The sequence below is a fragment of the Veillonella sp. genome (genome assembly GCF_041333735.1).
GTDB lineage: Bacteria > Bacillota > Negativicutes > Veillonellales > Veillonellaceae > Veillonella.
The window spans coordinates 1553032-1577555 of sequence record NZ_JBGKFB010000001.1 but is presented as its reverse complement, the minus strand read 5'-3'; the positions used below and the strand labels follow the sequence as shown (position 1 = coordinate 1577555).

The following is a 24524-nucleotide window of genomic DNA, read 5'->3' as shown; positions in this document are numbered from 1 at the left end:
TATCGCACATATAGTCTATATAATCTATGTGTTTTATTACAATCTATTTACTCTTTGAGCTAGTCCGCTTTCTACCTTTAGTTGATGCAGGTTTTTTTAACTTGCTTTCACCTGCACTATGCATATCGGACCATTGTTGACGTAGTTCCCCTAATTGATCACGAAGTTTTGCAGCCTTTTCAAATTCAAGCTGCTTTGCAGCGGCCTTCATTTGACGATCAAGCTCTTCAATTTTATTGAATAACTCTTCCGGAGTTATATCTGCCACCTTAGGACTAGATATATCTTGTACATATGGTTCGTGTCCATGGTCCATACCCGTTGTAGAGGATTTCTTTTTCCCTTTCTTCGGTGAAAAGTCCTTTCCATCGGTGACCATATCTTCTTCAATTTTCGTTAACTCAATAAGCTCTTTTACATCTTTAGAGACAGACTTAGGCGTAATATTATGTTCAATGTTATAAGCCTCTTGTACGGCACGACGACGATCTGTTTCATCAATGGCGCGCTGCATAGAACCTGTTATATGGTCTGCATACATGATAACGTGACCATTCACATTACGAGCGGCACGCCCGATAGTTTGAATCATAGCCGTATCAGAACGTAAGAAACCTTCCTTATCTGCATCTAAGATAGCTACTAAAGAAACTTCTGGCATATCTAAGCCTTCACGGAGCAAATTAATACCAACCAGTACATCAAAGACACCGGCCCGTAAATCACGAATAATCTCAGCACGCTCAATGGTAACGATATCTGAATGAAGGTAACGAACACGGACGCCCATTTCCTTCAAGAACTCTGTTAAGTCCTCTGCCATCTTCTTCGTTAAGGTCGTAACGAGAACACGTTCATTCTTAGCTGCACGCTTATGAATTTCACCGAGTAAATCATCCATTTGTCCCTTAATAGGACGAATCTCAATGGATGGATCAAGTAGACCGGTAGGACGAATAATTTGCTCTACCACATTCGTTTGTACTTCCATTTCGTATGGACCAGGCGTTGCCGATACATAAACAATTTGATTGATACGCTCCACGAATTCATCGAATTGAAGCGGTCTATTATCAAGCGCAGACGGCAGACGGAAGCCATATTCGATGAGTGATTCTTTACGTGCACGGTCACCATTGTACATGGCACGTACTTGAGGAATGGTTACATGAGACTCGTCCACCATGATGAGGAAGTCATCTGGGAAATAGTCTATCAATGTGTATGGTGCCTCTCCAGCCTTACGTTCAGACATGTGGCGGGAATAGTTTTCGATGCCTGAGCAATAGCCCATTTCTTGCATCATTTCTATATCGTAACGGGTACGCTGTTCAAGACGTTGAGCCTCCAATAGACGGTCAGCAGCTTTCAACTTAGCTAACTGTTCTTCTAACTCAGCCTCAATACGCTCTACAGCAATACGCATCTTATCTTTCGTTGTTACATAGTGAGATGCTGGATAGACCGCAACGTGCTTGCGTTCAGCAATCACTTCACCAGTCAAAGCATCTACCTCAACGAGGCGATCGATTTCGTCGCCGAAGAGCTCCACTCGAATGGCTCTTTCACTATACGCAGCAGGGAAAATCTCAATAGTATCCCCTTGTACACGGAAGGTACCGCGGATAAAGTTCATATCATTTCTCGTATATTGAATATCCACGAGTTTAGACAGAATTTCATCGCGAGATTTCGTCTGACCTAAGCGCAAAGACAACACGAGTTCAGAGTAGTCCTCAGGGTCACCTAAGCCGTAAATACAGCTAACAGAGGCAACGATAATCACATCGCGGCGCTCAAAGAGGCTCATCGTAGCGCTATGTCGCAGTTTATCGATTTCATCATTAATAGACGCATCTTTCTCGATATACGTATCGCTAGAAGGAATGTACGCTTCTGGCTGATAGAAATCATAGTAAGACACAAAGTATTCTACCGCATTATTAGGGAAGAAGCTTTTAAACTCACTACATAGCTGGGCAGCTAAGGTTTTATTATGAGCAATAATCAGAGTTGGCTTTTGAACTGCCTCGATAACCTTAGCCATTGTGAAGGTTTTACCTGTACCAGTGGCACCGAGCAAAACTTGGGCCCATTCACCGCGTTCAATGCCTTCTGTTAAAGACTGAATCGCAGTTGGTTGGTCCCCTGTAGGCGTAAAGGGCGCCTCCACTTTAAATGGTTGGCCCCCTTCGTAATTATATGTATTATGTTTCATTCCTGTTCATCCTGATGTTTACGGATAGCCTTTAATTCTTCCTCCGATAGACGACGACCTGCATTTTCCGCTTGGTTCAACGTATCCTCACCTTCTAATACTTCAATGAGCATAGCAATGGAGAAACGATCTAATGTAGGCGTAGTCTTTTGGATTTCATCAGCCATCATCCAATCTGACTCAGTATAGTTATTAATACGTTCTGTAATCTCTTCCCAATTTGAAAGTAGCAATCTTGTAATAGGACGATATAATTCAATGCCGAAATACTCGATTAAGCCAACAATCTTTTCCATATTTTCTAGGCTAACATTACATTCATTTTTTTTATTTTCAGATTCTACATATTCAAGTAAGAATTCCCGGTTATATTTATTTGTCACCTTGAATCATTCCTTTATTAAATAGTGCATTAGCAAATTCTTTCGCATTAAATGGACGCAAGTCATCCATGCCTTCGCCAACGCCGATCCAGCGAACAGGTACGCCTAATTCCTCTTTAATAGAGATAACTACGCCACCTTTTGCTGTGCCATCAAGCTTAGTCACAACAATACCATTTACTGGTACTGCTTGACCAAATAATTTAGCTTGGCTTACTGCATTTTGACCTGTAGTACCGTCTAAGACGAGCAATGTTTGATGTGGTGCCCCTTCTACGTGGTTATTCGCTACGCGGCCCATCTTTTTAAGTTCTTCCATAAGATTAACTTTAGTGTGTAAACGACCTGCAGTATCTACAATAACGAGGTCTGCATTACGAGCTTTAGCTGCTTCCATTGCATCGTAAACAACAGCTGCAGGGTCAGCCCCTTCTTTATGTTTAACGATAGGTACACCTACGCGATCTGCCCAGATAGACAATTGATCAGCCGCAGCGGCACGGAATGTATCACCTGCAGCGATAATAACCTTTTTGCCTTCTTTAGTGTAATAGTTAGCTAACTTAGCAATGGTCGTAGTTTTACCAACACCATTTACCCCAACTACAAGGATAACCTCTGGGTGGTGAAGTGTAATTTCATCTTCTTGGTCAACTAACATTTCTGTGATGCGGTCTTCCATGAATGGCATTACATCACCAGTATTGTTAATAATACCTTCTGTTACACCACGACGAATTTCTTTCATCAAATATTCTGTCGTTTTAGGACCAAGATCACTAGTAAGCATAACTGCTTCTAAATCATCTAAGAAATCATCATCAATTTCTGCATAACCAATGATAACTGTCTCTACATTTTTTACAAAGGACTTACGAGTTTTTTCTAAGCCCTCTTTGATTTTATTAAAGAATCCAAATGCCATTATGCTAGATCCTCCTTCACATCTTCAAATGCTACTGTTAATAATCGCGATACGCCTCGTTCAACCATGGTCACCCCTTGTAATACTTCGGCAGCTTCCATCGTCTTTTTACGGTGCGATACTACGATAAATTGTGTTTCTTTATTTACCCGATTTAAGTAAGAACTAAATCGTTCTACATTGGCTTCATCAAGGGCTGCGTCAACTTCGTCAAGCACGCAGAACGGCGCAGGACGATAGTCTAGGAACGAGAACAATAAAGCAATAACCGTAAGGGCACGCTCTCCACCGGATAACAAGGTCAATTGTTGACGCTTCTTCCCTGGCGGCTGAATATAAAAGTCGATACCACCAGTTAAGATATTATCTGGATCAGTCAATACAATTTGAGCCGTACCACCACCAAATAGTTGGCTAAATACCTCTTGGAATCTACGACCTACTACATCTAATACATCGTATAGCTGTGTACTCATAGCCTTGTCCATTTCAGCAATAACCGCTTGCAATTGCTCTTTCGCTGTATCTAAATCTGCTAACTGAGTACTTAAGAAGTCATAACGCTCTTTAGTTTCTTCGTATTCTTCAACAGCGTTCGGATTGACTGGGCCCAGTTCGGCAATTTCTGCCATCAAGCGAGCCTGCTCATCCTTCCAATCGTTTACAGAGCCTTCAACGCGAAGAGCCTGCGCATCTTCTAAGGTAAAGCCTAACTCTTGTAGTTCTTCTACAAAGCGCTCACAATCCATGCGATGACGTGTAATCTTACCTTCCATATCGACGAGTCGACCTTGAACGACTTTATATCGTTGGTTCAATCGATCTTGCTCACCGAGGATAGATTCCATCTCTTCACGTCCTGTAGATGTTTTATCATAAGCCTCATCGCGAAGTGCACGCAATCGTTCAACCTCCGCTGTAGCAGAAGCCAATTCTCGGTCTGCCAATTCTTTAGCCTTTGGTAGCTCCACTTCATAGCGCTCTGTAGTGCTAATTAACAAATTACGTAACGGTGTTAGTCGCTCTACAATGTTAGCAATGGATTGATTACGTTGTTCTCGCTGAGCTTCGCGTTCCTTAATGGTTTGTCGCAACGTATCACAGGTGAGGCGTGCCTCTGTGAAAGCTTCATACGCCTCTTGCTGTATCTTTTGCAATACAGTTAAACGCTCCATCAAGGCCCCTTGATTGCCCTCTACACCATGATTTTCTTGTAAGGATGCCAATGCTGCTTCTTGATCTTTCAAGTTAACCGATGTAGTAGCTAAATCAATATCAATTTGAGCTAAACGTTGCTCTTCTTCAGAAAGGACACGTTTCTTACGATCCATTTGATTTTGTATATTTTGTACCTTTGTTTCGCTCGCTACATAGAGTAAGTTCGTATGTTGATAGCTTTCATCAAGGGTAGCTCGTTCTTTTTCAGCCTCTTCAACCCGTTTTTCTAAATTTTCTAAGCTAGCTGTTAAAGAATGGATTTGTTCTTCAATTTGTACAAGCTCTTGTTCAAGACTAGTAGCCTCTTCCTTACGGCTTAATACGGAGGCACGCTTGCGCTTTGTAGTACCACCCGTTAAAGAACCACCTGGTTGGAATTGTTCCCCTGTAAGGGTTACGATACGCAGTTGTTGATTATATTTCTTCTGTAATCCAATGGCCTCATCCATAGAGGATACGACTAACGTACGGCCCAATAAATATTGGAAGATATGGGCGTACTTATTATCAAAGGAAATACAGTCAACGGCTGTACCTATAACACAACTTTCACGTAACGCTGGCGTATCATAGGGCTTACCTTTTACGGAATCCATCGGTAAGAAGGTTACGCGGCCCCCTTGGATAGATTTCAAATAATTTACCCCATCTGCAGCAGCGCGAGCAGTAGTGGTCACAACATGGTTAACACTACCGCCTAATGCCGTTTCAATAGCTGTTGTATATTTGTCCTCTACCGTAAAGAGATCACCTACGGCGCCCGTAATATGTTCGCGCCAAGATCCTTTACCATTAAGAATATTCTTAGTGCCTTCTAAATAACCTTCATGCTGCTCTTCCCATTGAGCTAAGAGCTCTAAACGGCCCTTAGCACGTTGTTCTTGGGTACGAAGTTTTTGTAACTCTTTGCGTTCCTCACGAGCTTGTAAGGCTGCTTCTTTACCGCCATCAACGAGGGCTTGTCGTTGGGCAGAAATAGCATTAAACTGTTGGCCTAATATGTCAAATTCACCGCGAGCTGCTTGTAATTCACTATCTACTTGACCTATTTCATCCTTTAAAACTTCACATTGTTTCGTAGACTCAGCCTTACGAGATTCTAAGCTGCGAATGCTAGCCTTTGCTGTTTCAATAGCACTCACAATTTCTAATTGATGTTGCTCAAAGGCTTCTCGATTAGACTGTAAGGACTGGAACTTAGCTTGCTCAGCACTTACATCTTCAACAGCTTTTTTATAATTAGATTCTAACTCTTCAAGCTTAGACTCTTTTTCTACTAATTGAGCACTTTCATCTTGAATCAATTGATTTAAAATGCGCAATTGTTGTTCTTCGCCCTTTTGCGTAGCTTCTAATTCGCTAATACGCATAGATGTTTCATCTAATTCACGACGAGCTGTCTTCAACTGCTCGTCTAACAGACGTAAATGACCGGCTAAACGTTCTTCATCACGTTGCTTTTCCGTATACTGAGCCTCCCACAACTTGAGTTGTTCTTGCTCTTTTGTTGATGCGGATTGCAAGGTATGACGGCGCGCTTCCAATTTAGACAATTCAGTTTGAAGCTCAATCTCTTCATTCTTAAATGCAATATTATCATTTTCGAAACGCGTTAATAAACGATCAGAGGTCTTATAATTGTGAAAGCCTAATGCCCCATCATAGTCGCGCTTTGTACGACTTAAGGTCATATACTTTTTAGTCTTTTCCGCCTTTTCAGACAAAGGTCCTAGTTGTTCTTCGATAGTAGCCATTACGTCGCGTACGCGTTCCATGTTTCGGTCTGTACTAGCAATACGACGCAATGCATCTTCTTTATTGATTTTAAAACGAGAAATACCTGCTACATCTTCAAAGATCAAACGACGCTCTTCAGGCTTTGAATTCAAAATAGCATCAATGCGATTTTGACCGATAATAGCCATTGAATCTTTCCCAAGGCCTGTATCAGCTAATAAAAGGTGAATATCCTTTAAACGACAAGAGCGTTTATTGATAAGGAACTCACTTTCACCAGTACGATAAATACGGCGTGTAATAGCAACCTCAGCCATATCTACATCTAATTGATGGTCACTATTGTCAAATACAAGTGTAACCTCCGCAGCACTCATAGGCTTGCGCTTTTCCGTACCAGAGAAAATAATGTCCTCTGCTTTTTGACCACGTAAGTTACGGACATTGGATTCCCCTAACACCCATTTCATAGCATCCGTAATATTACTTTTACCACTTCCGTTAGGCCCAATAACGGCAGTCATTCCTGGTGAGAATTTTACAACCGTTTTATCTGCAAACGATTTAAAGCCCTTTAATTCTAACCGAAGTAATTGCATGACTGCCTCCTTTCTACTAACAACCCCAATTAATCATATCTTTTATTATAACATATATTGTAGGCCATCAATACAGCAACGAACAGTATTTCTCGTATTATCTTCACACCAATCTATACTAAATTGAGGATACGTTTCTTGGAAATATAAAATATTGCGATTTTTGAGACCTCGCACCTTTGATGTGCTGCTTCTAGGATAAGAAATTACAATCCTATGTTTCATCAAAATATCACCACTATCCGAATAAAATCTACATCCTACCTTATGGGTATGGTAACAATTGAAATGAGAAAAATTGTAATCATTTTGCTTTCCTAACAAATTTTCTGAAGAAAGATGTTCATCAATACATCTTTCAATACGTTGTTTATATTGTTCATTTACAACGAGCTCACCCATAGCAGGTTCATAGGGACCTGCTACCAAACTATTGCCTGAATCAAGCTCGTCCGTGCTTTGTAATCCTGTACGTATAACTTCAATATTATGCTGTTCAAACCATTCCTTTAAGAATGCACAATATTTAATAGCTTGCTCAGTACTTAATGGCTCATATTCACCAGATCTATATTGATCTGCTAGTTCCGTATTTTCGATAACAAGAACAGGATAGATTCGTACAAAATCTGGTTCTAGTTTAACTACAGCAATAGCGGTTTCTAGAATGGTTTCCCAAGTTTCACCTTTTAATCCCGGTAAAAGCTGAACACCTACAGTCATTCCACGCTGCTTTAATCGTGTAACAGCATCTACTACCTCTTGTGCGGTGTGGCCGCGCTTAGCATCGACTAAAACATCGTCATTCATAGACTGCACACCAAGTTCTACTGTTTTTACCCCGTAAGACTGTAACAAGGTAATTGCTTCGTCACCTACAGCATCAGGCCGCGTTGAACAACGTATACCATCAATTATGCCGCGCTTAAGCATCTCAGAAGCAGGAGCTAATAATTGATGTTGTAACTCTTTATGGATAGCTGTAAAGGAGCCCCCATAAAAGGCGACTTCCCAAAACTTATCGTTTCGTTTACTTCCCACATACTCTGTAATCGTTGCTTTAATATAATCCGGTGTTAGGTGACTAATACCCGATTGGCCTGTAATACGGGACTGGTTACAAAATGTACATACATAAGGACACCCTACATGAGGTATAAAAAAAGGTATCATACCAAATGGTTTCATAGTCACTCTCCCTTCTTATATAAAGTAAACTCAGTCAAAACCTTTTTTATTAATATATTAATATCCATGTATTTATTCCTTATGATAAGTAATTAATATATTAAGATATAAGGCTTTCGATACAACGATCATAAGATAAATATATTTACTATTCTATATACTATTATACAGAAAAAAGCGCCATTAGGCGCTTTTCTATTTAGCCATTAACTTTTCTAACGTTAATTGAGCCGCATGTTGTTCTGCAATTTTTTTACTTTTACCAGAGCCGGCCTCGTAAGTAACACCATTGATTTCGACCACCATATGGAAGGTCTTAGCATGGTCGGGACCACTTTCACTGAGCAAATGATAGACGATATGTTTATCACCATCCCGTTGCACATATTCTTGTAATAAGGTTTTATAATCCTTGCCCCGTTTACCTTCTAAAGCTTGCTTGATATAAGTAATGAGATGTTTTAAAACGAAGTCCATCGCCGTTTGGTATTCTGTAGAAATATAAATAGCACCAATGAGGGACTCAAAGGTATCTGCTAGTATAGAGTTACGATCATTACCACCGGAAGCACGCTCACCATGACCGAGCAATAAATATTGCCCCAATTGTAAAGAACGACTTACAGATGCTAAAGAATCCTCACATACTGTAGCGGCCTTAATTTTCGTCAAATCACCTTCGGCCATGTCTGGATAAGTCTTAAATAGGTATTCCCCAATAATAAGATCCAAAACAGCATCGCCTAAAAACTCTAATCGCTGATTGTGATTAATATGCTTTGATTTATGTTCATTCGCATAAGATGTATGTGTAAAAGCACAATCTAAAATGGATATATCTGACACAGGTATGTCTAAACGAGCAACAAGCCCATGAAGAGATTCTTCACGAGCTTGTGTCATCTTACTCTTATGCGCTTCAACAGCTACCATTAGCCTTCATAACGGCGTACGCAAAGTGTACCGTTATGACCACCAAAACCGAAAGAGTTGGAAAGAGCACATTTAACTTGAAGGTCACGTGCACCTTCGCGAACATAGTCAAGATCCAAACCTTCATCAGGGTTGTCACAGTTGATTGTAGGATGAACTTTGCCAGTTTCGATAGCCATCGCCATAACGATAGTTTCGATAGCACCAGCAGCACCTAACAAGTGACCTGTCATGGATTTTGTAGAGTTAACAGCGATGTCTTTAGCATGATCGCCGAATAATTCTTTAATAGCCAATGTTTCATTTTTGTCATTAAGGCCAGTAGATGTACCATGAGCATTGATGTAGTTAACGTCTTTAGGATCGATACCTGCATCTTTAATTGCTAATTCCATACATTTACGAGCTTGTACACCACCTGGAGCTGGTGCAGTAATGTGGTAAGCATCGCCATTAGTACCATAACCTACAACTTCAGCGTAAATATGAGCACCACGAGCTTTTGCGTGTTCTAATTCTTCAAGAACAACGATACCAGAACCTTCACCCATTACAAAACCATCGCGATCGCGGTCAAATGGACGAGATGCTTTTGTTGGTTCGTCATTACGTGTAGACATAGCTTTCATAGCTGCGAAACCAGCTACAGCTGCAGGAGATACAGCTGCTTCAGTACCACCAGCAAACATGATATCAGCATCACCACGTTGGATAATACGGAAAGCATCGCCAATAGCATTTGTACCAGAAGTACAAGCTGTTACGTCTGTAATAACAGGACCTTTAAGGCCAAGACGAATGGATACACGTGCAGATGTCATATTGGCAATCATCATAGGAACTGCAAATGGACTTACACGGCCAGGACCTTTTTCGAATAATGTTTCATATACTTCATGGATGGAGTCGATACCGCCAATACCAGTACCAACTACAGTACCACAACGATCTAAATCTTGTTTATCTAAATCAAGATCAGCATCTTCACAAGCAAGAACAGCAGCACCGATAGCCAATTCTACAGAACGGTCCATACGACGAGCTTCTTTCTTGTCTACGCCATAGTTTGTAACATCAAAATCTTTTACTTCACCAGCAATACGCGTTGCATATTCAGATGCATCAAAGCGTGTAATTGGCCCAATACCAGATTGACCTGCCAATAACGCATTGTAAAAGTTCTCTTTACCGATACCTACAGGCGTCACTGCCCCTAAGCCAGTAATTACTACACGTTTTTCCAATTATTCCACCTCTTATAGCTATACAGCCCTTTTAAATTAATCAATCTCTGCTACTTGCTGTTTTAGTTGAGCAAAGATATCTTTAACTGGCATAATCTTGTCGACTTTTCTCATATTATTGCCAGAGAACACCAAACCTGTTTCCACATCACCTTGTTGTGCACGAGAAAGGGCACGGATGATACAGAATTTATGGGAACAATGTTTTAAACAGTTATCACACACCGTTGGAGGTGCTACAGTACCGTCTAATACAGATTCAGCAAATTTATTTTTAATTGCTTGTCCAGGCAAACCTACAGGACTTTGAATCAATACAATATCCTCAGGATTAGTAGCCCGTACATACATTTTTTTCAATTCGTCAGATGCATTACATTCATCAGAAGCAGCAAAACGGCTACCCATTTGAACGCCACTAGCACCTAATTTCAACATTTCTACGATGTCGCGACCATCAAGAACACCACCAGCACCAATAACTGGAATGTTTTTAACAGCAGCTACAACCTCTGGAACGATTTCTCGAGCGGAACGATCCGTCCCCAAGTGGCCACCAGCTTCACAGCCTTCTACGATTACTGCTGCTGCACCTAAACCTTCAGAAATGCGAGCTAATTTTGCGGACGAAACAATTGGTACGATTGGCGTACCAGACTCTTTGCCCATTGCGAACATATCTCTTGAAAAACCAGCACCTGCTACTACAAGATCAATGCCCTCTTCGATGGCAGTTTTAACTAAGCCAGCAAATTGTGTTGCGGCTACCATCGCATTTATACCAATAATACCCGTAGGTGATAATTTTCTAGCTAATTGTATTTCGTATCGTAATTCATCAAACGGCAAACCGGATGCTGCAATAAGGCCGATACCACCTTCATTTGCAACGGCTGCCGCCAAGCGAGCTGTAGACAATCTAATCGCCATACCACCTTGAATAATAGGTACTTTGGCCACTAGATTCCCAATGCGAAGTTCAGGGAGCTTCACTATCAAATCCTCCTGTAAATAAAACCGGTTGGGAGGCCACTCGGCCTCCCGTACGGCTGAATTGTCAGCTTTACAGCTTATTTAGCAGAATCAATATATTCTACTGTATCCTTAACGGTTTTGATTTTTTCTGCAACATCGTCAGGGATTTCAACATTGAATTCTTCTTCGAATGCCATGATCAATTCAACGATATCTAAGGAGTCAGCGCCTAAGTCGTCGATGAATGTAGAATCAATGGTAACTTCAGCTTCATCAACGCCTAATTGTTCCACAACGATTGCTTTTACTTTATCGAAAGTGTTCATTGGTGGTTCACCTCCTTTCAAAATGTATTTATATATAGTCTAATTTTGAAACTACATCACCATACCGCCATCTACATTGATAACTTGGCCTGTAATATAGTTAGCAAAATCGCTAGCAAGGAATGTTGCTACTGTTGCTACTTCTTCAGCATTAGCCATACGGCCCAATGGAATTTCTGCAACCATAGCTTCTTTAACTTTTTCTGGCAATACATCAGTCATATCAGTATTGATAAATCCCGGTGCAATAGCATTAACAGTAATGCCACGACTTGCTAATTCTTTAGCACAGGATTTAGTAAAACCAATTACACCAGCTTTAGATGCTGCGTAGTTAGTTTGACCCGCATTACCCATAACGCCTACAACAGATGTCATATTGATGATATGACCAGAACGTTGTTTCATCATGATTTTAGATACTGCTTTAGTTACTAAATATACACCTTTAAGGTTAATATCTATAACAGCATCAAAATCTTCGTCTTTCATACGCATCAACAAACCATCACGCGTAATACCCGCATTATTTACGAGAATATCAATGTGACCAAACTCTTTGTGAGCTTCTTCCACCATAGCTGCAACTTCATCAGCATTAGCTACATTAGCTTTAATTTTAATGGCTTTACGGCCTAAAGCTTGTACAGCTTCAACAGTTTCTTGAGCTGCACCTTCGCTACCGCTATAGTTAACTACCACATCAGCACCAGATTGTGCTAAATTGATAGCTACAGCGCGACCAATGCCACGGGATGCGCCTGTTACAATGGCTACTTTACCCTCTAAATGCATTTTATCGAACCCCTTTCAAAAATTCAAGCGTTTTCTCTAAGGATGCAATGTCTTCAACATTGGCTAATTCCATATCTTTATTGATCTTTTTAGTAAAGCCAGTAAGTACTTTACCAGGACCTACTTCAACGAATCGAGTTACACCAAAGTTAACCATTTCAGCTACGCAGTCTTCCCACAATACAGGGTTTGCAGCTTGTGTAACTAAGGATTCTTTAATATCGTTTGCATTAGTCAAAATTTTACCTGTCACATTTGCTACTACAGGAATTTGAGCATCGCTCACTTGGATTTTATCCAACTCTTCTTTTAAACGAAGAGCTGCAGGTTCCATCAAACGGCTGTGGAATGGAGCACTTACAGGAAGCATAACAGCACGTTTTGCACCAGCTTCTTTCATTTTTTCTGCTGCAGTTTCTACCGCTGCTATTTCACCAGCAATAACAATTTGACCTGGGCAGTTGAAGTTAACTGCTTGTACAGAACCAACAGAATCGTTAACCTCTTTACAAATTTCTACAACTTGTTCACGAGGTAAAGCTAGAATTGCTGCCATAGCACCTTTGCCCAATGGCACAGCTTCTTGCATATATTCACCGCGTTTATGAACAACATACACAGCATCTTTAAAGTTCAATACACCTGCCGCTACAAGAGCACTGTATTCACCAAGGCTATGACCACCTACGATATCAGGTGTAAAGCCTTGTTCTTTAAGAACTTCATAGCAAGCTACAGATGCAGTTAAGATAGCCGGTTGTGTATTAGCTGTTTTAACAAGTTCAGTATCAGGACCTTCAAAGCACAATTTGGAAATAGAATAGCCAAGCGCTTCGTCAGCTTCTTCAAAACGTTGTTTTACAATAGGATATGCATTGTACAAATCTTGTAACATGCCTACTTTTTGGGAACCTTGACCAGGAAAAACAAATGCTGTTTTCATAAGGGCCTCCTTATTTACCAAGACCTTGAAGTTTTTTAATTACAGTTTCAGTTTCAGCCATGATATCTTTGATAATAGTTGCACATGGTTTAACATCTGTTAACATGCCAGAGATTTGACCGATCATTACAGAGCCTTCTTTTACATCACCTTCAATAGCAGCTTTACGAAGTGTGCCTGCACCTAAGTTTTCTAAATCTTCTTTGGAACCACCGCTAAATTCAAGGGATTTATATTTATGAGCTAATGCATTATCAATGATACGTACAGGATGACCTGTTGTTAAACCAGTCATAACAGTAGCACGATCTTTTGCTTTCAATACTGCATTTTTATAATTTTCATGAGCAATACATTCTTCGGATAATACGAAGCGCGTACCCATTTGTACTGCTTGAGCGCCTAATGCAAAGGCTGCAGCCATACCACGGCCATCAGCAATACCACCAGCTGCGATAACTGGAACATCTACAGCATCTACTACTTGTGGAATCAATGCCATAGTAGTAATATCGCCTACGTGACCACCAGATTCTGTACCTTCTGCGATAATTGCATCAATACCACCGCGCAACAAGCGTTTTGCAAGTAATACGGAAGCAACTACAGGAATTACTTTAGTACCGATTTCTTTTAAAGCTGGAATATACACGCCAGGATTACCAGCACCTGTTGTAATGACAGGAACGCGTTCTTCCACAACTACTTCCATAACTTCTTTAACAAATGGAGACATGAGCATAATATTACAACCAAATGGTTTGTTTGTGCGCTCTTTTAATTTGTGAATTTCATTACGGAAAATATCAGGAGGCATATGACCAGCCCCAATGATACCAAGGCCACCCGCTTCGGAAACAGCTGCCGCTAATTCTGCAGTACCGAGCCAAGCCATACCACCTTGTAAGATTGGGTACTCAATCTGCAATAAATCACAAATGTCAGTCTTAATCATCTTGATGTGTCCTCCTTAATACCATTTCAAGACAAGGCTAGCCCATGTAAGGCCTGCACCAAATCCTGCAAACGCAACATTATCGCCGCGTTTGAAACGCCCTTCACGATTAGCTTCGTCCAAAGCTATCGCTACAGACGCGGCAGATGTATTACCATACTTATGTAAATTAACAAATACTTTTTCCATCGGCATATGTAAGCGTTTTGCAGCCGAATCAATAATACGAATATTTGCTTGATGTGGAATAAAGAAATCCAACTCATTAAGTTCCATTCCAGCTCGTTCTAAAGATTTTAAAACAGTACGCCCCATCGTTTTAACAGCAAATTTATATACTTCAGAACCATCCATATGAATGAATGTTAAACCTTCTTCAATGCGTTGGTCATTGGCAACTACGGCTGTACCACCTGCAGGAATACAAAGAGATGGACCACCAGTACCGTCGGCACCCATATCAACACCTTTAATGCCATAACCTTCAGGGACTTCAGATACTACTGCGGCACCAGCGCCATCACCAAAGAGGATACTTGTACTACGATCGTTCCAATTTACTCGACGGGAGAGAATTTCAGCGCCCACAACGAGCACCTTTTTGTATAAACCGGAGCTAATATAGCTAGCTGCAGTAATCAATCCATATACAAAGCCAGAGCATGCAGCTTGTAAATCATAGGCCGCTGCATTCTTAGCGCCTAAATTCGCTTGTAATACACAAGCGGCTGAAGGAATAATCATATCCGGTGTTAAGGTAGCAAAAATAATCACGTCTATATCTTCGGCACTAACCTTAGCCATTTGCATAGCTTTTTTTGCTGCCTCAGTCGCCATATAGGATGTATTCATACCTTCCGGTGCAATGCGTCGTTCCTCAATACCAGTACGTTCTCTAATCCATTGGTCATTGGTATCAACCATTTTTTCTAGATCAAAGTTTGTTACTACATTGTCAGGAAGGAAGCTCCCAGTACCAATGATTCCAACCGGTTTACTCATCATAGTCATACTTCAAGGCTCCTTCAATATCCATTGTTTCTCTTATGTGTTGAATAATTTTACGTTCCACTAAATCACTAGCAATTTCAATAGCAGTTTTGATCTCTTTAGCTTTGGAGCTACCATGAGCAATCATAAACACCCCATTAACCCCTAAGAGTGGAGCACCACCATTTTCTGTGTGATCTAAGCGTTTTGCCATCTTTTTTAAAGCTGGCTTTACAAGCATAGCACCAATTTTGGCAAAAATACTACCTGCCATAATGCTATCCTTTACTAATTGTGTAAGACCTGTTACCAAGCCTTCTGCGAATTTAAGTACCACATTACCGACAAAACCATCGCAAACAACAACATCTACGACCCCTTTGGGAATATCACGGCCTTCAATATTACCTTTGAAGTTAATAGTTTTCATACGTTCCAAAATTGGATATGTGGCTAGAACGACATCGTTCCCCTTAGTGGCTTCTTCGCCAATATTTAATAACCCTACTGTAGGTTCTTCTTTACCTAATAAAAGTTTTGCATATTCAGAACCCATCAATGCACCTTGTACAAGATGTTTTGGTTTACTATTTGAGTTAGCACCAGAATCTAACATAACAGTAATACCACTAACTGTTGGCATCGGAGTTGCAATAACTGGGCGATCAACCCCCTTAATACGACCGAGACCAAACAATGCAGCTGCTACAGCTGCACCTGTGCTCCCAGGAGCAATCACGGCATCGCAAGCATTATCACGAACTAAAGATGTTGCTACCACAATGGATGCGTCCTTTTTCTTACGCAATGCTTGTCCTGGATGCTCATCCATACCGATAACTTGACTGGCATGGTGTACAGAAATGCGTGGATTCTTAGCTTCATTCCTAGCTTCTAATATATTAAAAATTTGCTGCTCATCGCCGACGAGCACCACTTCAATGTGTTCATTTGCTCGTACGGCTTCAATGGATCCTAGTACAGTCTCCAATGGAGCAAAGTCGCCACCCATGGCGTCTATTGCAATTTTCATAATCTACACCCTATTCTCTACGGATTCCATAATAAATTTTGCGCGAAATACTTCTTTTATTTTATCTCTTATAATGACCCAAATAAAGAACTTATTACCACGGCGACGCACAATTTCTGCTTTTGCCACCAGATTAGTACCAGCTCCAACTGGGTTTTTATATTTTATATTTCCAACCTCCGCAGAACAAACAGTAGTCCCCATGACTACCTTTGCGAGGGAATTTGCTTGAGCATATAAATACTGTGGCTCTACATGTCCAAATCGATCTTCCATGTCAGAAGTAGTACGTAGCATTGATAATGCTTGTTGTCCTTCCGTAACATCGATCAGTTCACCAACCACTTCGTACGGTACATGTTCTACCGCTTCTTGTGATTGACCTGTAGCCATGACGCGTATGCGTTCACGCAATTCAGGAATCCCCAACTCTAGTCGATCAAGACGAATAGTTGGCACACTTACATTAAAGTGTGTTGCCAATTCTTCATCAGTAAGAAATGGCGTAATATTCAGTTTTTCTTGTAACTGCTTTTGGCGCTCTTGCTTCTTTAACCGACTCATGGGACCACCTTTTATGACCTAGTATTAATATTACATCCTAAGTATATACAATAATTCCCCTATTGGCAAGGCTTTTCATACATATAGTAACAGATTTTCCTCATATATACTAAATATAGTTATTATTTTATATTTAGGTATCTTTTTGTTTATAAAAGTATAAAAAATGCCACTATTCTACAGCTTTATATTACTATAAAATAATGGCACTGACTAATGCATATCAAGTATATTAAGTTATATATTACTAAAAGTATACAAAAAAGACGCCTACTACAGTAGGCGTCTTTTTTTAGCTCACATATTAAGCATTAGCTACTACTTGCTCACCTTTATAGTGACCACATGTAGGGCAAACACGATGAGGCATCTTAGGTTCGTGGCATTGTGGGCATGCTACATAACCAGGAGCTTCTAATTTCCAATTAGCACGACGGCGATCGCGACGGCATTTAGACAATCTACGCTTAGGTACTGCCATTATCTGCACCTCCTTAGTACAATCATTAGGACAATCTATCATCTTTCTCATCAAGCAAAGCACGTAACTCTGCAAATCGAGGATCCACCACAAAGGATTCACAAGAACAAGGTGAAACATTTAAATTTGCTCCGCAATGAACGCACAATCCTTTGCAATCATCCTGACATAACACTTGAGAGGGCTCATTGATGATTAATGTATCCCTAATTAGTTCGGTTAAGTCAATTTCCTCTCCATCGAAAGGAATCACATCTTCAGTAGCCTCTCTAGAGTCACTAAAGATTTCCTCAAAGGAATCCTTACGATTTTGCTCTGTTGTAGTTAAACAACGAGAACATTCGTAATCGCCTTTAGACTCTATCGAACCTTGAACGATGTAATTTTGACCATCAAACCAAAACTCACCATTAATGGTTATATCATGACGGCTCCAAGGAAAAGCAGTTACGTCACCAAGCTTAGAGGATGGTATCGTATAGCTATAAGGAAATTTCTTTCCTATATGTTCTTTTGCTTGCTCTACTTGCAGTTTCATAATCTTACCTCGACTCATAATATTATAAACATGACATAGTGCTTTGTCAAATAAAAAAGACTATCTTAAGCGGACTCAAGATAGTCTTTTTGGTAAGTCAATTACATTTTTTCGAATTGGTCTTTACCAACACCGCAAATTGGGCAAACATAATCAGCTGGTTGATCTTCGAATTTTACGCCTTCAACAGCTTCATCATAAACCCAACCACATACTACGCATACGTATTTTTCCATGTGTATTTCCTCCTTCACTTGAAAATTATTGTTTAATGTTTATCTTTTATAATTCAGATACTCTATCTGTAATGTAGTATATCAAAGATATCGAAACTTTTCAATACTCATTTTCTTAATTTCTCATTTTTCCCAATATTTAAAAAGCATATATAATATGCGGATTTGTGCTACATATTAATTTGAAATCTATTATCATTTAGACGCTTTTAGATTCAATTTTCCAAAAATTTTCTTCATCACTCCCCCTCTATCAATATAAAATAATAGACTTTATTCTAACAACAGTTTTTGTAGTATTAACGAAAATATGGGCCTAAGGTGTACATAATTTATATATTATACTATTATATATAAGAGAATATAGTTACATTATATTTCAAAACAAATAAACTAATAACTTATTATATAAGTATGTACTTATGAACACTTACTTCTCTATGCGATATACGTATAATAAGAATTATACTATCTTACTATGAACTATTGATTAGAGAAATCATCATTTATTTTGTTATCATAGGAGGATTTATGAGAACAGCTTTAACGGAACTTTTACAAATTGAATACCCTATCATCCAAGGTGCTATGGCTTGGGTATCTGAACACAAATTAGTATCTGCCGTTGCTAATGCTGGCGCAACAGGCGTTATCGCCCTCGGCGGTCGTGATGCAGAATGGACTCGCAATGAAATTCGTGCATGCAAAGAATTAACAGATAAACCATTCGGTGTTAACCTTATGTTAATGGCTCCTAATAAAGATGAGTTAGTAGATGTTATCATCCAAGAAAAACCTGCTTTTGTAACACTTGGTGCTGGTAACCCTGTACCATATATCAAACCTCTTCAAGAGGCTGGTATCAAGGTTATCCCTGTAGTTCCTTCCCTTAAATTAGCTAAACGTATCGAAGAAGCTGGCGCTGATGCGATGATCGTAGAAGGTATGGAAGCTGGTGGCCACATCGGTAGCCAAACAACAATGTCTTTAATGGAAAACATTTTACCTGAAATCTCTATCCCTGTAGTAGTAGCTGGCTCTATCGTTGATGGTCGCGGTCTTGCCGCTGCATTACTCATGGGTGCACAAGGTGTACAAATGGGCTCTCGCTTCTTACTTGCTGAGGAATGCCAAGCACACAAAAATATGAAAGAAGCCATTATCAAAGCTACAGATACTGATTCTGTTGTAACTGGTCTTCTCTCTGGCCACGGTGGTGTTCGTAGTTTAAAAAATGAATTTACTACTCGCTATTTGGCCGCAGAAACTGATGGCGTTACTACCCCTGAAGAACGTACAAAAATGTCTCAAGGCACTAATAAACGTGCTGCTATTGATGGCGATGTTGTAAATGGTGCTGTACAAGTCGGTCAAGCATTGAATCGTCTTGTAGCTATTGAGCCAGCTCATACAATCGTTCAATCTGTAATGAACGAAGCTATTATGTCTATTCGTAAGGCTCAACGCCTTCTTGAAATTGTTTAATGAATTAGGAGTACCATATGTTACCATTTCATGGAAAATATCCAAAATTAGATCCTAAAAGTTGCGTCATGCCCGGTGCAGAACTTGCTGGTGATGTAGAACTTAAAGAATATGCTTCTATTTGGCAAAACTGTGCACTTCGTGGTGATGTAAACAAGATTGTAGTAGGTCGTTACTCTAATGTACAAGACAACTCTGTATTACATGTAGACGACGATAAAGCATGTATTCTTGGCGATTACGTAACAATCGGCCATGGTGCAATTGTTCACGCTAGCACAATTGAAGACAATGTTTTAGTTGGCATGGGCGCCATTGTATTAAGTGGTTGTCATATCGGCTCTGGATCTATTATTGCAGCCGGTGCGGTAGTAAAAGAAAACACTGTCATCCCACCTAACTCTTTAGTAGTAGGCATTCCTGCTCGTATTGTTCGCACAGACGAAACTCAAATCGAACGTATTCACAACCAAGCTTTAAAATATAAACACTTATGGACTATTGAATACGGTATGCTTCCTGATGCAGGTGGCGAGGAATACGATAAAAACGCTAAAATCGTATAATTACATATAACAAAAGCGGATAGTTGATCACAACTATCCGCTTTTATTTTTTATTCACAAGCTTAATATACCTTTATATAACTAAATATAGCATTATACCTTTATAGTATTTCAAGGTAATAAAAATATGTAGTCATACACATTTATAAATACTCTAGTTAATAACTATTTACTAGTCTTTAATTTAGCCTGAACAATTTGTTCTACCATAAGTGCTGTCCCCATGGTCAATGCTATAGGGAACAACATCTCTACAGAAAACCTAGATAACTCAAGCATAAATACACAAGATGTCATCGGCATCTTTTGAGCAAGGCCAAGGAATGCTACGGCACCAATGAAGGCTGCCATGCCTAATGATATAGGTGCTACAGCAATAGACCAAATGGTACCAAATACTATGGCTAACGTACTGCCCAACATCATAGATGGAGTAATACGACCACCATACGCACCTGCTGCTAATGCGAGTAATACTGCTGCCCACTTAGAACCAAATAATCCTAATGCATAAGTCCATGTAATATCATTGGTAAAGGTTAATTCGTTCCCGGCCTTACCATTCCCAAGTATTTCAGGAAAATACATAGCTAAGGCACCAATAATTGTAAATGCAACGATAGATATGGGGATCATAACAGGACTGCTACGATGAATAGAAGGTAACTTACCTTGAGTAATATTAAATAAAACTACACCTAAAGCAACAATAGCGCCCAAGGCGATAGAGAATTCTACATAGTGACTGCCCAAGCTAGGTTGAGCCATTGTATATTGAATAACATCCCCTACACCTGCCTGTCTCGTAACAAAGGTTGCTAATCCACAGCATATAAGAGCAGCACTCATAGCGCGTATATTCCATGTAAGAAGCAATGTTTCCAACGTAAAAATCGCTGCCGATAACGGTGAATTATAAACTGCTGCCAAGCCAGCACCTGCTGCACAAGCAATCAATAGTTGGCGATCTTCTTGTTTAATATCAAAATGTTTAACTAAAAAAGTTGTAATCCCTGCACTGGCTTCACGTGGTGCAACTTCTCGCCCTAATGGTGAACCAATACCTACGGTAATAATTTGTAAAGTTGCATGTAAAACAGTAGTAATAGGATTCATATCCATTTTACCAGATACAGCCGTTTTAATATCTACAACACCTTTACCATATCGGTGAATAAGTACCCAACCAACACCGCCTATAAGACCGCAAATAATCAATGGTATCAATCGCTCTACCGGAGATACACGAGCTACAGCAGCGCCAAAACTCATATGATCAGCAGAAGAATAATGATATACAAAGTGCTGAATTCCATGTAATAAATGTGTATAAGAGGCCCCTACTAATCCCGCTATAAATCCAACGATAATTATGAGGCCTATTAAACGTTTATCAAATGCCATACTTACTCCATTGCTAATACGACTTCGCCTGTTTCTAATGTTTTCTTAACGTCTATAATACGTTGATTAGATGACCCTCTAAATCGCAATGCTGGATCTTTTAGTTCATCTACAAAGCGACCGTCTACGAGAATATCAATTTCATGTAATAAAGCGCTTCTCAACTCATCTTCTAAGATATCATCTATTGTATAACCTGAATAGGCCCAAATTTTCTTTTCTGGCGCCGCCGCACGAACTGCCCGCACCACCGGTAATAAGCCTTGTACATTTTGGAACGGTTCCCCACCTAACAAGGTTAAACCTGAGCATGTTGGACTTTTCACATAGGATACAACTAAATCAGTTTCAGATTGAGTCCATTCCTTACCGGCATTAAAATTCTGGTATTCTTCATTAAAACAGTTATAGCAACAATGTGTACAACCGGTTACGAATATAGATGTACGAATACCTTCCCCATTGGCAATATCATATTGTCTTATTTGCCCATATCTCATAATTACCTCCATAATAGTGGTTATCAACTTTGATTAACACCATATAGATATATTTCAATTTCTCATATATACAGTAAAAGCTGTGCCTTAAGCACAGCTTTTACCATGTATTTATAGTAACTATAATTCTAATAATTTTAAATATGCATTACACGATCTTTGATTTCTTTCGTACGACCTTCATTCCAGAAGTTTTCACCTAAATAACCACAAGTACGACGAATTACAGTTAATTTATCGCGGTTTGTGTTGTGGCAACGAGGACATTCCCATTCATTATGTTCATTGACCTTAATTTCACCATCAAAACCACATTCGTGACAGTAGTCGGACTTGGTATTAAACTCAGCATAAGAAATATGATCATAAATATATTGAATCATAGTCAAAACAGCTGGGATATTGTTAGTCATATTCGGAATTTCCGCATAGGAAATACAACCACCGGTCGATTTCTTTTGGAATTCAGATTCAAAATTAAACTTATCAAATACATTGATTTCTTCACGAACATTAACGTGATAACTATTAGTGTAATACCCTTTATCAGTAATATCTTCAATTACACCAAAGCGAGCACGATCTAGAGAAGAGAATCGATTTGTTAAGCTTTCAGCAGGTGTACCATATAAACCAAAGCCAAGATTATGTTTATCATGCCATAGATTGATGGCATCATTTAAACGATCCATAATTTTCATGGCAAATACACGACCTTTTTCACCTGTGTTAGACTCACCGGTAATCAATCGAGTTGCTTCATAAATACCGATGTAGCCAAGAGAAATTGTTGCATAACCACCAGTAAGGAAGCGAGCGATTTTCTCTCCTTTTTTTAGGCGCGCAATAGCACCGTGTTGCCAATGAATTGGCGATACATCACTCACTACATCCTTTAATAAGTTGTAACGTAACAGTAATGCTTTTTCCGCTAATTCAAGACGTTTATCTAAAATTTCAAAGAATCTTTCTTCACTACCGCGAGCTAAGATACCAATTTGAGGTAAGTTCAAACTTACAACGCCCATATTAAAGCGCCCATCAAACTTATAGTTCCCCTTTTCATCCTTCCAAGGAGATAAGAAAGAACGACATCCCATTGGGCTAAATACATTACCCTCATAGTTTTCCTTCATCTTCTTAGCGGAAATATAATCTGGATACATGCGTTTAGCAGTACATTGTGCAGCAAGTTCAGTTAAATAGTAATATGGACTATCAGGCGTTACATTATGTTCATCAAGAACATAAATCAATTTAGGGAATGCTGGCGTAATATATACATCAGCTTCATTTTTTACACCCTTAATACGTTGGCGCAAAATCTCTTCTGTAATAAGAGCAGCCTCTTTAGCATATTCATAATCAGGTTTAAAATACATGAACAATGTAACAAATGGAGATTGACCATTTGTAGTCATCAATGTATTGATTTGATATTGGATAGTTTGGATGCCATCCTTAACCTCTTTACGCGTACGTTTCCACGCAATTTCACGGGCTTTTTCCATATTTGGTTCCATCCCGTAAATCTCAACTTGTTCTTCAATAACATTGTTGAGGATTTTTTCGTAAGATTTACGTACGAATGGCGCCAAAATGCGATCGATACCATTGATACTTTGACCGCCGTATTGACCAGATGCAACTTGTGCAATAATTTGCGTTGTTACTGTACATGCAACTTGGAAGGATTTAGGTGTATCAATTTTCTTACCATTGATAACCGTACCATTTGTTAGCATATCTTCCAAATTGATCAAGCAACAGTTAAACATAGGCTGGATAATGTAATCCATATCATGGAAGTGAATAGCACCACTATCATGGGCTTCTAAAATATCTGTAGGAATTAATTTACGACGAGCAATATCCTTAGATACTTCACCGGCAATTAAATCACGTTGTGTAGATACAATAGCAGCATCCTTATTAGAGTTTTCATCGAGAACGCTGACATTACTGCGATCTAATAAACCGATTACATCATCATCAGTAGTATTTTGACGGCGTTTAAAAGCTTGAACAGCTTTGTAACCTTCATAGGCACGTGCCGTTGCAGGATTATGATACTCAATCAACTTATAATACACTTGATCTTCAATAGCATAAATTGTCATGTCTTTTTGGAGCTTTGTAGCATATTCTTCAATTTCATCAGCAATACGCTGTGCCAACCCCTCTTCGTACAACCCTGTACTACTATGCTCAGCTTTTTCTATAGCCAAAGCAATCTTATTCTTATCAAATGGTACCTTTGTACCATCCCGTTTAATGACCTGCAACAT

Annotated in this window: 23 protein-coding genes; 2 read left to right on the top strand and 21 right to left on the bottom strand. The window is 39.6% G+C overall.

Annotated features, from left to right (window positions below; all coding sequences use genetic code 11):
* Positions 1-43: 43 nt before the first annotated feature.
* The 18 genes from uvrB to ACDF53_RS07135 all read right to left on the bottom strand — a co-directional run bounded on the left by uvrB (position 44) and on the right by ACDF53_RS07135 (position 18281).
* Complete coding sequence (uvrB, locus tag ACDF53_RS07220; protein WP_370815862.1) at positions 44-2218, bottom strand: excinuclease ABC subunit UvrB; 2175 nt, start codon at positions 2216-2218, stop codon at positions 44-46.
* Entirely contained in the window at positions 2215-2601 is a 387-nt protein-coding gene (locus ACDF53_RS07215) for a hypothetical protein (protein ID WP_370815861.1), read from the bottom strand. Before ACDF53_RS07215 ends, uvrB begins: the two co-directional genes overlap by 4 nt.
* Complete coding sequence (gene ftsY / locus ACDF53_RS07210) at positions 2591-3526, bottom strand: signal recognition particle-docking protein FtsY (protein WP_024066706.1); 936 nt, start codon at positions 3524-3526, stop codon at positions 2591-2593. Before ftsY ends, ACDF53_RS07215 begins: the two co-directional genes overlap by 11 nt.
* Positions 3526-7080, bottom strand: coding sequence for a chromosome segregation protein SMC (gene smc / locus ACDF53_RS07205; protein WP_370815860.1), 3555 nt, complete (start codon positions 7078-7080; stop codon positions 3526-3528). The genes ftsY and smc overlap by 1 nt, the downstream gene beginning before the upstream one ends.
* Positions 7081-7125: 45 nt before the next feature.
* On the bottom strand, positions 7126-8268 hold the full coding sequence (locus ACDF53_RS07200) for an elongator complex protein 3 (RefSeq protein ID WP_370815859.1): 1143 nt from the start codon (positions 8266-8268) through the stop codon (positions 7126-7128).
* Positions 8269-8463: 195 nt separating this feature from the next.
* Entirely contained in the window at positions 8464-9201 is a 738-nt protein-coding gene (rnc, locus tag ACDF53_RS07195; protein ID WP_370815858.1) for a ribonuclease III, read from the bottom strand.
* Positions 9201-10445 carry a beta-ketoacyl-ACP synthase II gene (gene fabF / locus ACDF53_RS07190; protein WP_024066702.1) on the bottom strand — a complete coding sequence of 415 codons (1245 nt, stop codon included), beginning with the start codon at positions 10443-10445 and terminating at the stop codon, positions 9201-9203. The genes rnc and fabF overlap by 1 nt, the downstream gene beginning before the upstream one ends.
* A gap of 36 nt (positions 10446-10481) precedes the next feature.
* Positions 10482-11438, bottom strand: a complete 957-nt coding sequence (locus ACDF53_RS07185; protein WP_005386972.1) for a nitronate monooxygenase family protein — start codon at positions 11436-11438, stop codon at positions 10482-10484.
* 77 nt (positions 11439-11515) lie between these two features.
* The gene (locus tag ACDF53_RS07180) at positions 11516-11746 is read right to left on the bottom strand and encodes an acyl carrier protein (protein ID WP_004693441.1); all 231 of its coding nucleotides are present in this window, start codon (positions 11744-11746) and stop codon (positions 11516-11518) included.
* 51 nt (positions 11747-11797) lie between these two features.
* Entirely contained in the window at positions 11798-12541 is a 744-nt protein-coding gene (gene fabG, locus ACDF53_RS07175; RefSeq protein ID WP_105085447.1) for a 3-oxoacyl-[acyl-carrier-protein] reductase, read from the bottom strand.
* A 1-nt stretch (position 12542) separates the two neighbouring features.
* Entirely contained in the window at positions 12543-13484 is a 942-nt protein-coding gene (gene fabD, locus ACDF53_RS07170; protein WP_370815857.1) for an ACP S-malonyltransferase, read from the bottom strand.
* 10 nt (positions 13485-13494) lie between these two features.
* Complete coding sequence (fabK, locus tag ACDF53_RS07165; protein WP_105094461.1) at positions 13495-14439, bottom strand: enoyl-[acyl-carrier-protein] reductase FabK; 945 nt, start codon at positions 14437-14439, stop codon at positions 13495-13497.
* Positions 14440-14454: 15 nt separating this feature from the next.
* Positions 14455-15450 (bottom strand): beta-ketoacyl-ACP synthase III, encoded by a 996-nt coding sequence (locus ACDF53_RS07160; protein ID WP_060924752.1) that lies wholly within the window; start codon positions 15448-15450, stop codon positions 14455-14457.
* The gene (gene plsX / locus ACDF53_RS07155; RefSeq protein WP_156719551.1) at positions 15434-16462 is read right to left on the bottom strand and encodes a phosphate acyltransferase PlsX; all 1029 of its coding nucleotides are present in this window, start codon (positions 16460-16462) and stop codon (positions 15434-15436) included. Before plsX ends, ACDF53_RS07160 begins: the two co-directional genes overlap by 17 nt.
* A 3-nt stretch (positions 16463-16465) precedes the next feature.
* Positions 16466-17026: a transcription factor FapR gene (gene fapR / locus ACDF53_RS07150; protein WP_105085443.1), complete on the bottom strand. Its 561-nt coding sequence runs from the start codon at positions 17024-17026 to the stop codon at positions 16466-16468.
* Between the two features lie 304 nt (positions 17027-17330).
* The gene (gene rpmF / locus ACDF53_RS07145; protein ID WP_004693428.1) at positions 17331-17507 is read right to left on the bottom strand and encodes a 50S ribosomal protein L32; all 177 of its coding nucleotides are present in this window, start codon (positions 17505-17507) and stop codon (positions 17331-17333) included.
* A gap of 25 nt (positions 17508-17532) precedes the next feature.
* Positions 17533-18045: a DUF177 domain-containing protein gene (locus tag ACDF53_RS07140; RefSeq protein ID WP_370815856.1), complete on the bottom strand. Its 513-nt coding sequence runs from the start codon at positions 18043-18045 to the stop codon at positions 17533-17535.
* 101 nt (positions 18046-18146) lie between these two features.
* Positions 18147-18281: a rubredoxin gene (locus ACDF53_RS07135; protein WP_004693422.1), complete on the bottom strand. Its 135-nt coding sequence runs from the start codon at positions 18279-18281 to the stop codon at positions 18147-18149.
* A 531-nt stretch (positions 18282-18812) separates the two neighbouring features.
* Between ACDF53_RS07135 and ACDF53_RS07130 the strand changes: the two genes are divergently transcribed.
* Both ACDF53_RS07130 and ACDF53_RS07125 read left to right on the top strand, forming a co-directional pair.
* Positions 18813-19766, top strand: a complete 954-nt coding sequence (locus ACDF53_RS07130; protein ID WP_005386983.1) for a nitronate monooxygenase — start codon at positions 18813-18815, stop codon at positions 19764-19766.
* 17 nt (positions 19767-19783) lie between these two features.
* Entirely contained in the window at positions 19784-20332 is a 549-nt protein-coding gene (locus ACDF53_RS07125) for a gamma carbonic anhydrase family protein (RefSeq protein ID WP_005386984.1), read from the top strand.
* Between the two features lie 165 nt (positions 20333-20497).
* Here the strand turns inward: ACDF53_RS07125 and ACDF53_RS07120 are convergent, their stop codons facing one another.
* The 3 genes from ACDF53_RS07120 to nrdD all read right to left on the bottom strand — a co-directional run bounded on the left by ACDF53_RS07120 (position 20498) and on the right by nrdD (position 24524).
* Positions 20498-21736 (bottom strand): chloride channel protein, encoded by a 1239-nt coding sequence (locus tag ACDF53_RS07120; RefSeq protein WP_370815855.1) that lies wholly within the window; start codon positions 21734-21736, stop codon positions 20498-20500.
* A 2-nt stretch (positions 21737-21738) separates the two neighbouring features.
* Positions 21739-22236: an anaerobic ribonucleoside-triphosphate reductase activating protein gene (gene nrdG, locus ACDF53_RS07115; protein ID WP_039969258.1), complete on the bottom strand. Its 498-nt coding sequence runs from the start codon at positions 22234-22236 to the stop codon at positions 21739-21741.
* A gap of 137 nt (positions 22237-22373) precedes the next feature.
* Positions 22374-24524 carry an anaerobic ribonucleoside-triphosphate reductase gene (nrdD, locus tag ACDF53_RS07110; protein ID WP_060924760.1) on the bottom strand — a complete coding sequence of 717 codons (2151 nt, stop codon included), beginning with the start codon at positions 24522-24524 and terminating at the stop codon, positions 22374-22376.

Bases quoted from the DNA above. Each gene is read 5' to 3' on its own strand.
- rpmF (WP_004693428.1), bottom strand. From the start codon at position 17,507: ATGGCAGTACCTAAGCGTAGATTGTCTAAATGCCGTCGCGATCGCCGT.
- nrdG (WP_039969258.1), bottom strand. From the start codon at position 22,236: ATGAGATATGGGCAAATAAGACAATATGATATTGCCAATGGGGAAGGT.
- uvrB (WP_370815862.1), bottom strand. From the start codon at position 2,218: ATGAAACATAATACATATAATTACGAAGGGGGCCAACCATTTAAAGTG.
- rnc (WP_370815858.1), bottom strand. From the start codon at position 9,201: ATGGTAGCTGTTGAAGCGCATAAGAGTAAGATGACACAAGCTCGTGAA.
- nrdD (WP_060924760.1), bottom strand. From the start codon at position 24,524: ATGTTGCAGGTCATTAAACGGGATGGTACAAAGGTACCATTTGATAAG.
- ACDF53_RS07130 (WP_005386983.1), top strand. From the start codon at position 18,813: ATGAGAACAGCTTTAACGGAACTTTTACAAATTGAATACCCTATCATC.
- ACDF53_RS07125 (WP_005386984.1), top strand. From the start codon at position 19,784: ATGTTACCATTTCATGGAAAATATCCAAAATTAGATCCTAAAAGTTGC.
- ACDF53_RS07160 (WP_060924752.1), bottom strand. From the start codon at position 15,450: ATGACTATGATGAGTAAACCGGTTGGAATCATTGGTACTGGGAGCTTC.
- fabK (WP_105094461.1), bottom strand. From the start codon at position 14,439: ATGATTAAGACTGACATTTGTGATTTATTGCAGATTGAGTACCCAATC.
- ACDF53_RS07140 (WP_370815856.1), bottom strand. From the start codon at position 18,045: ATGAAACTGCAAGTAGAGCAAGCAAAAGAACATATAGGAAAGAAATTT.
- ACDF53_RS07135 (WP_004693422.1), bottom strand. From the start codon at position 18,281: ATGGAAAAATACGTATGCGTAGTATGTGGTTGGGTTTATGATGAAGCT.
- ACDF53_RS07180 (WP_004693441.1), bottom strand. From the start codon at position 11,746: ATGAACACTTTCGATAAAGTAAAAGCAATCGTTGTGGAACAATTAGGC.
- plsX (WP_156719551.1), bottom strand. From the start codon at position 16,462: ATGAAAATTGCAATAGACGCCATGGGTGGCGACTTTGCTCCATTGGAG.
- ACDF53_RS07200 (WP_370815859.1), bottom strand. From the start codon at position 8,268: ATGAAACCATTTGGTATGATACCTTTTTTTATACCTCATGTAGGGTGT.
- fabD (WP_370815857.1), bottom strand. From the start codon at position 13,484: ATGAAAACAGCATTTGTTTTTCCTGGTCAAGGTTCCCAAAAAGTAGGC.
- ftsY (WP_024066706.1), bottom strand. From the start codon at position 3,526: ATGGCATTTGGATTCTTTAATAAAATCAAAGAGGGCTTAGAAAAAACT.
- fabG (WP_105085447.1), bottom strand. From the start codon at position 12,541: ATGCATTTAGAGGGTAAAGTAGCCATTGTAACAGGCGCATCCCGTGGC.
- ACDF53_RS07120 (WP_370815855.1), bottom strand. From the start codon at position 21,736: ATGGCATTTGATAAACGTTTAATAGGCCTCATAATTATCGTTGGATTT.
- smc (WP_370815860.1), bottom strand. From the start codon at position 7,080: ATGCAATTACTTCGGTTAGAATTAAAGGGCTTTAAATCGTTTGCAGAT.
- fapR (WP_105085443.1), bottom strand. From the start codon at position 17,026: ATGAGTCGGTTAAAGAAGCAAGAGCGCCAAAAGCAGTTACAAGAAAAA.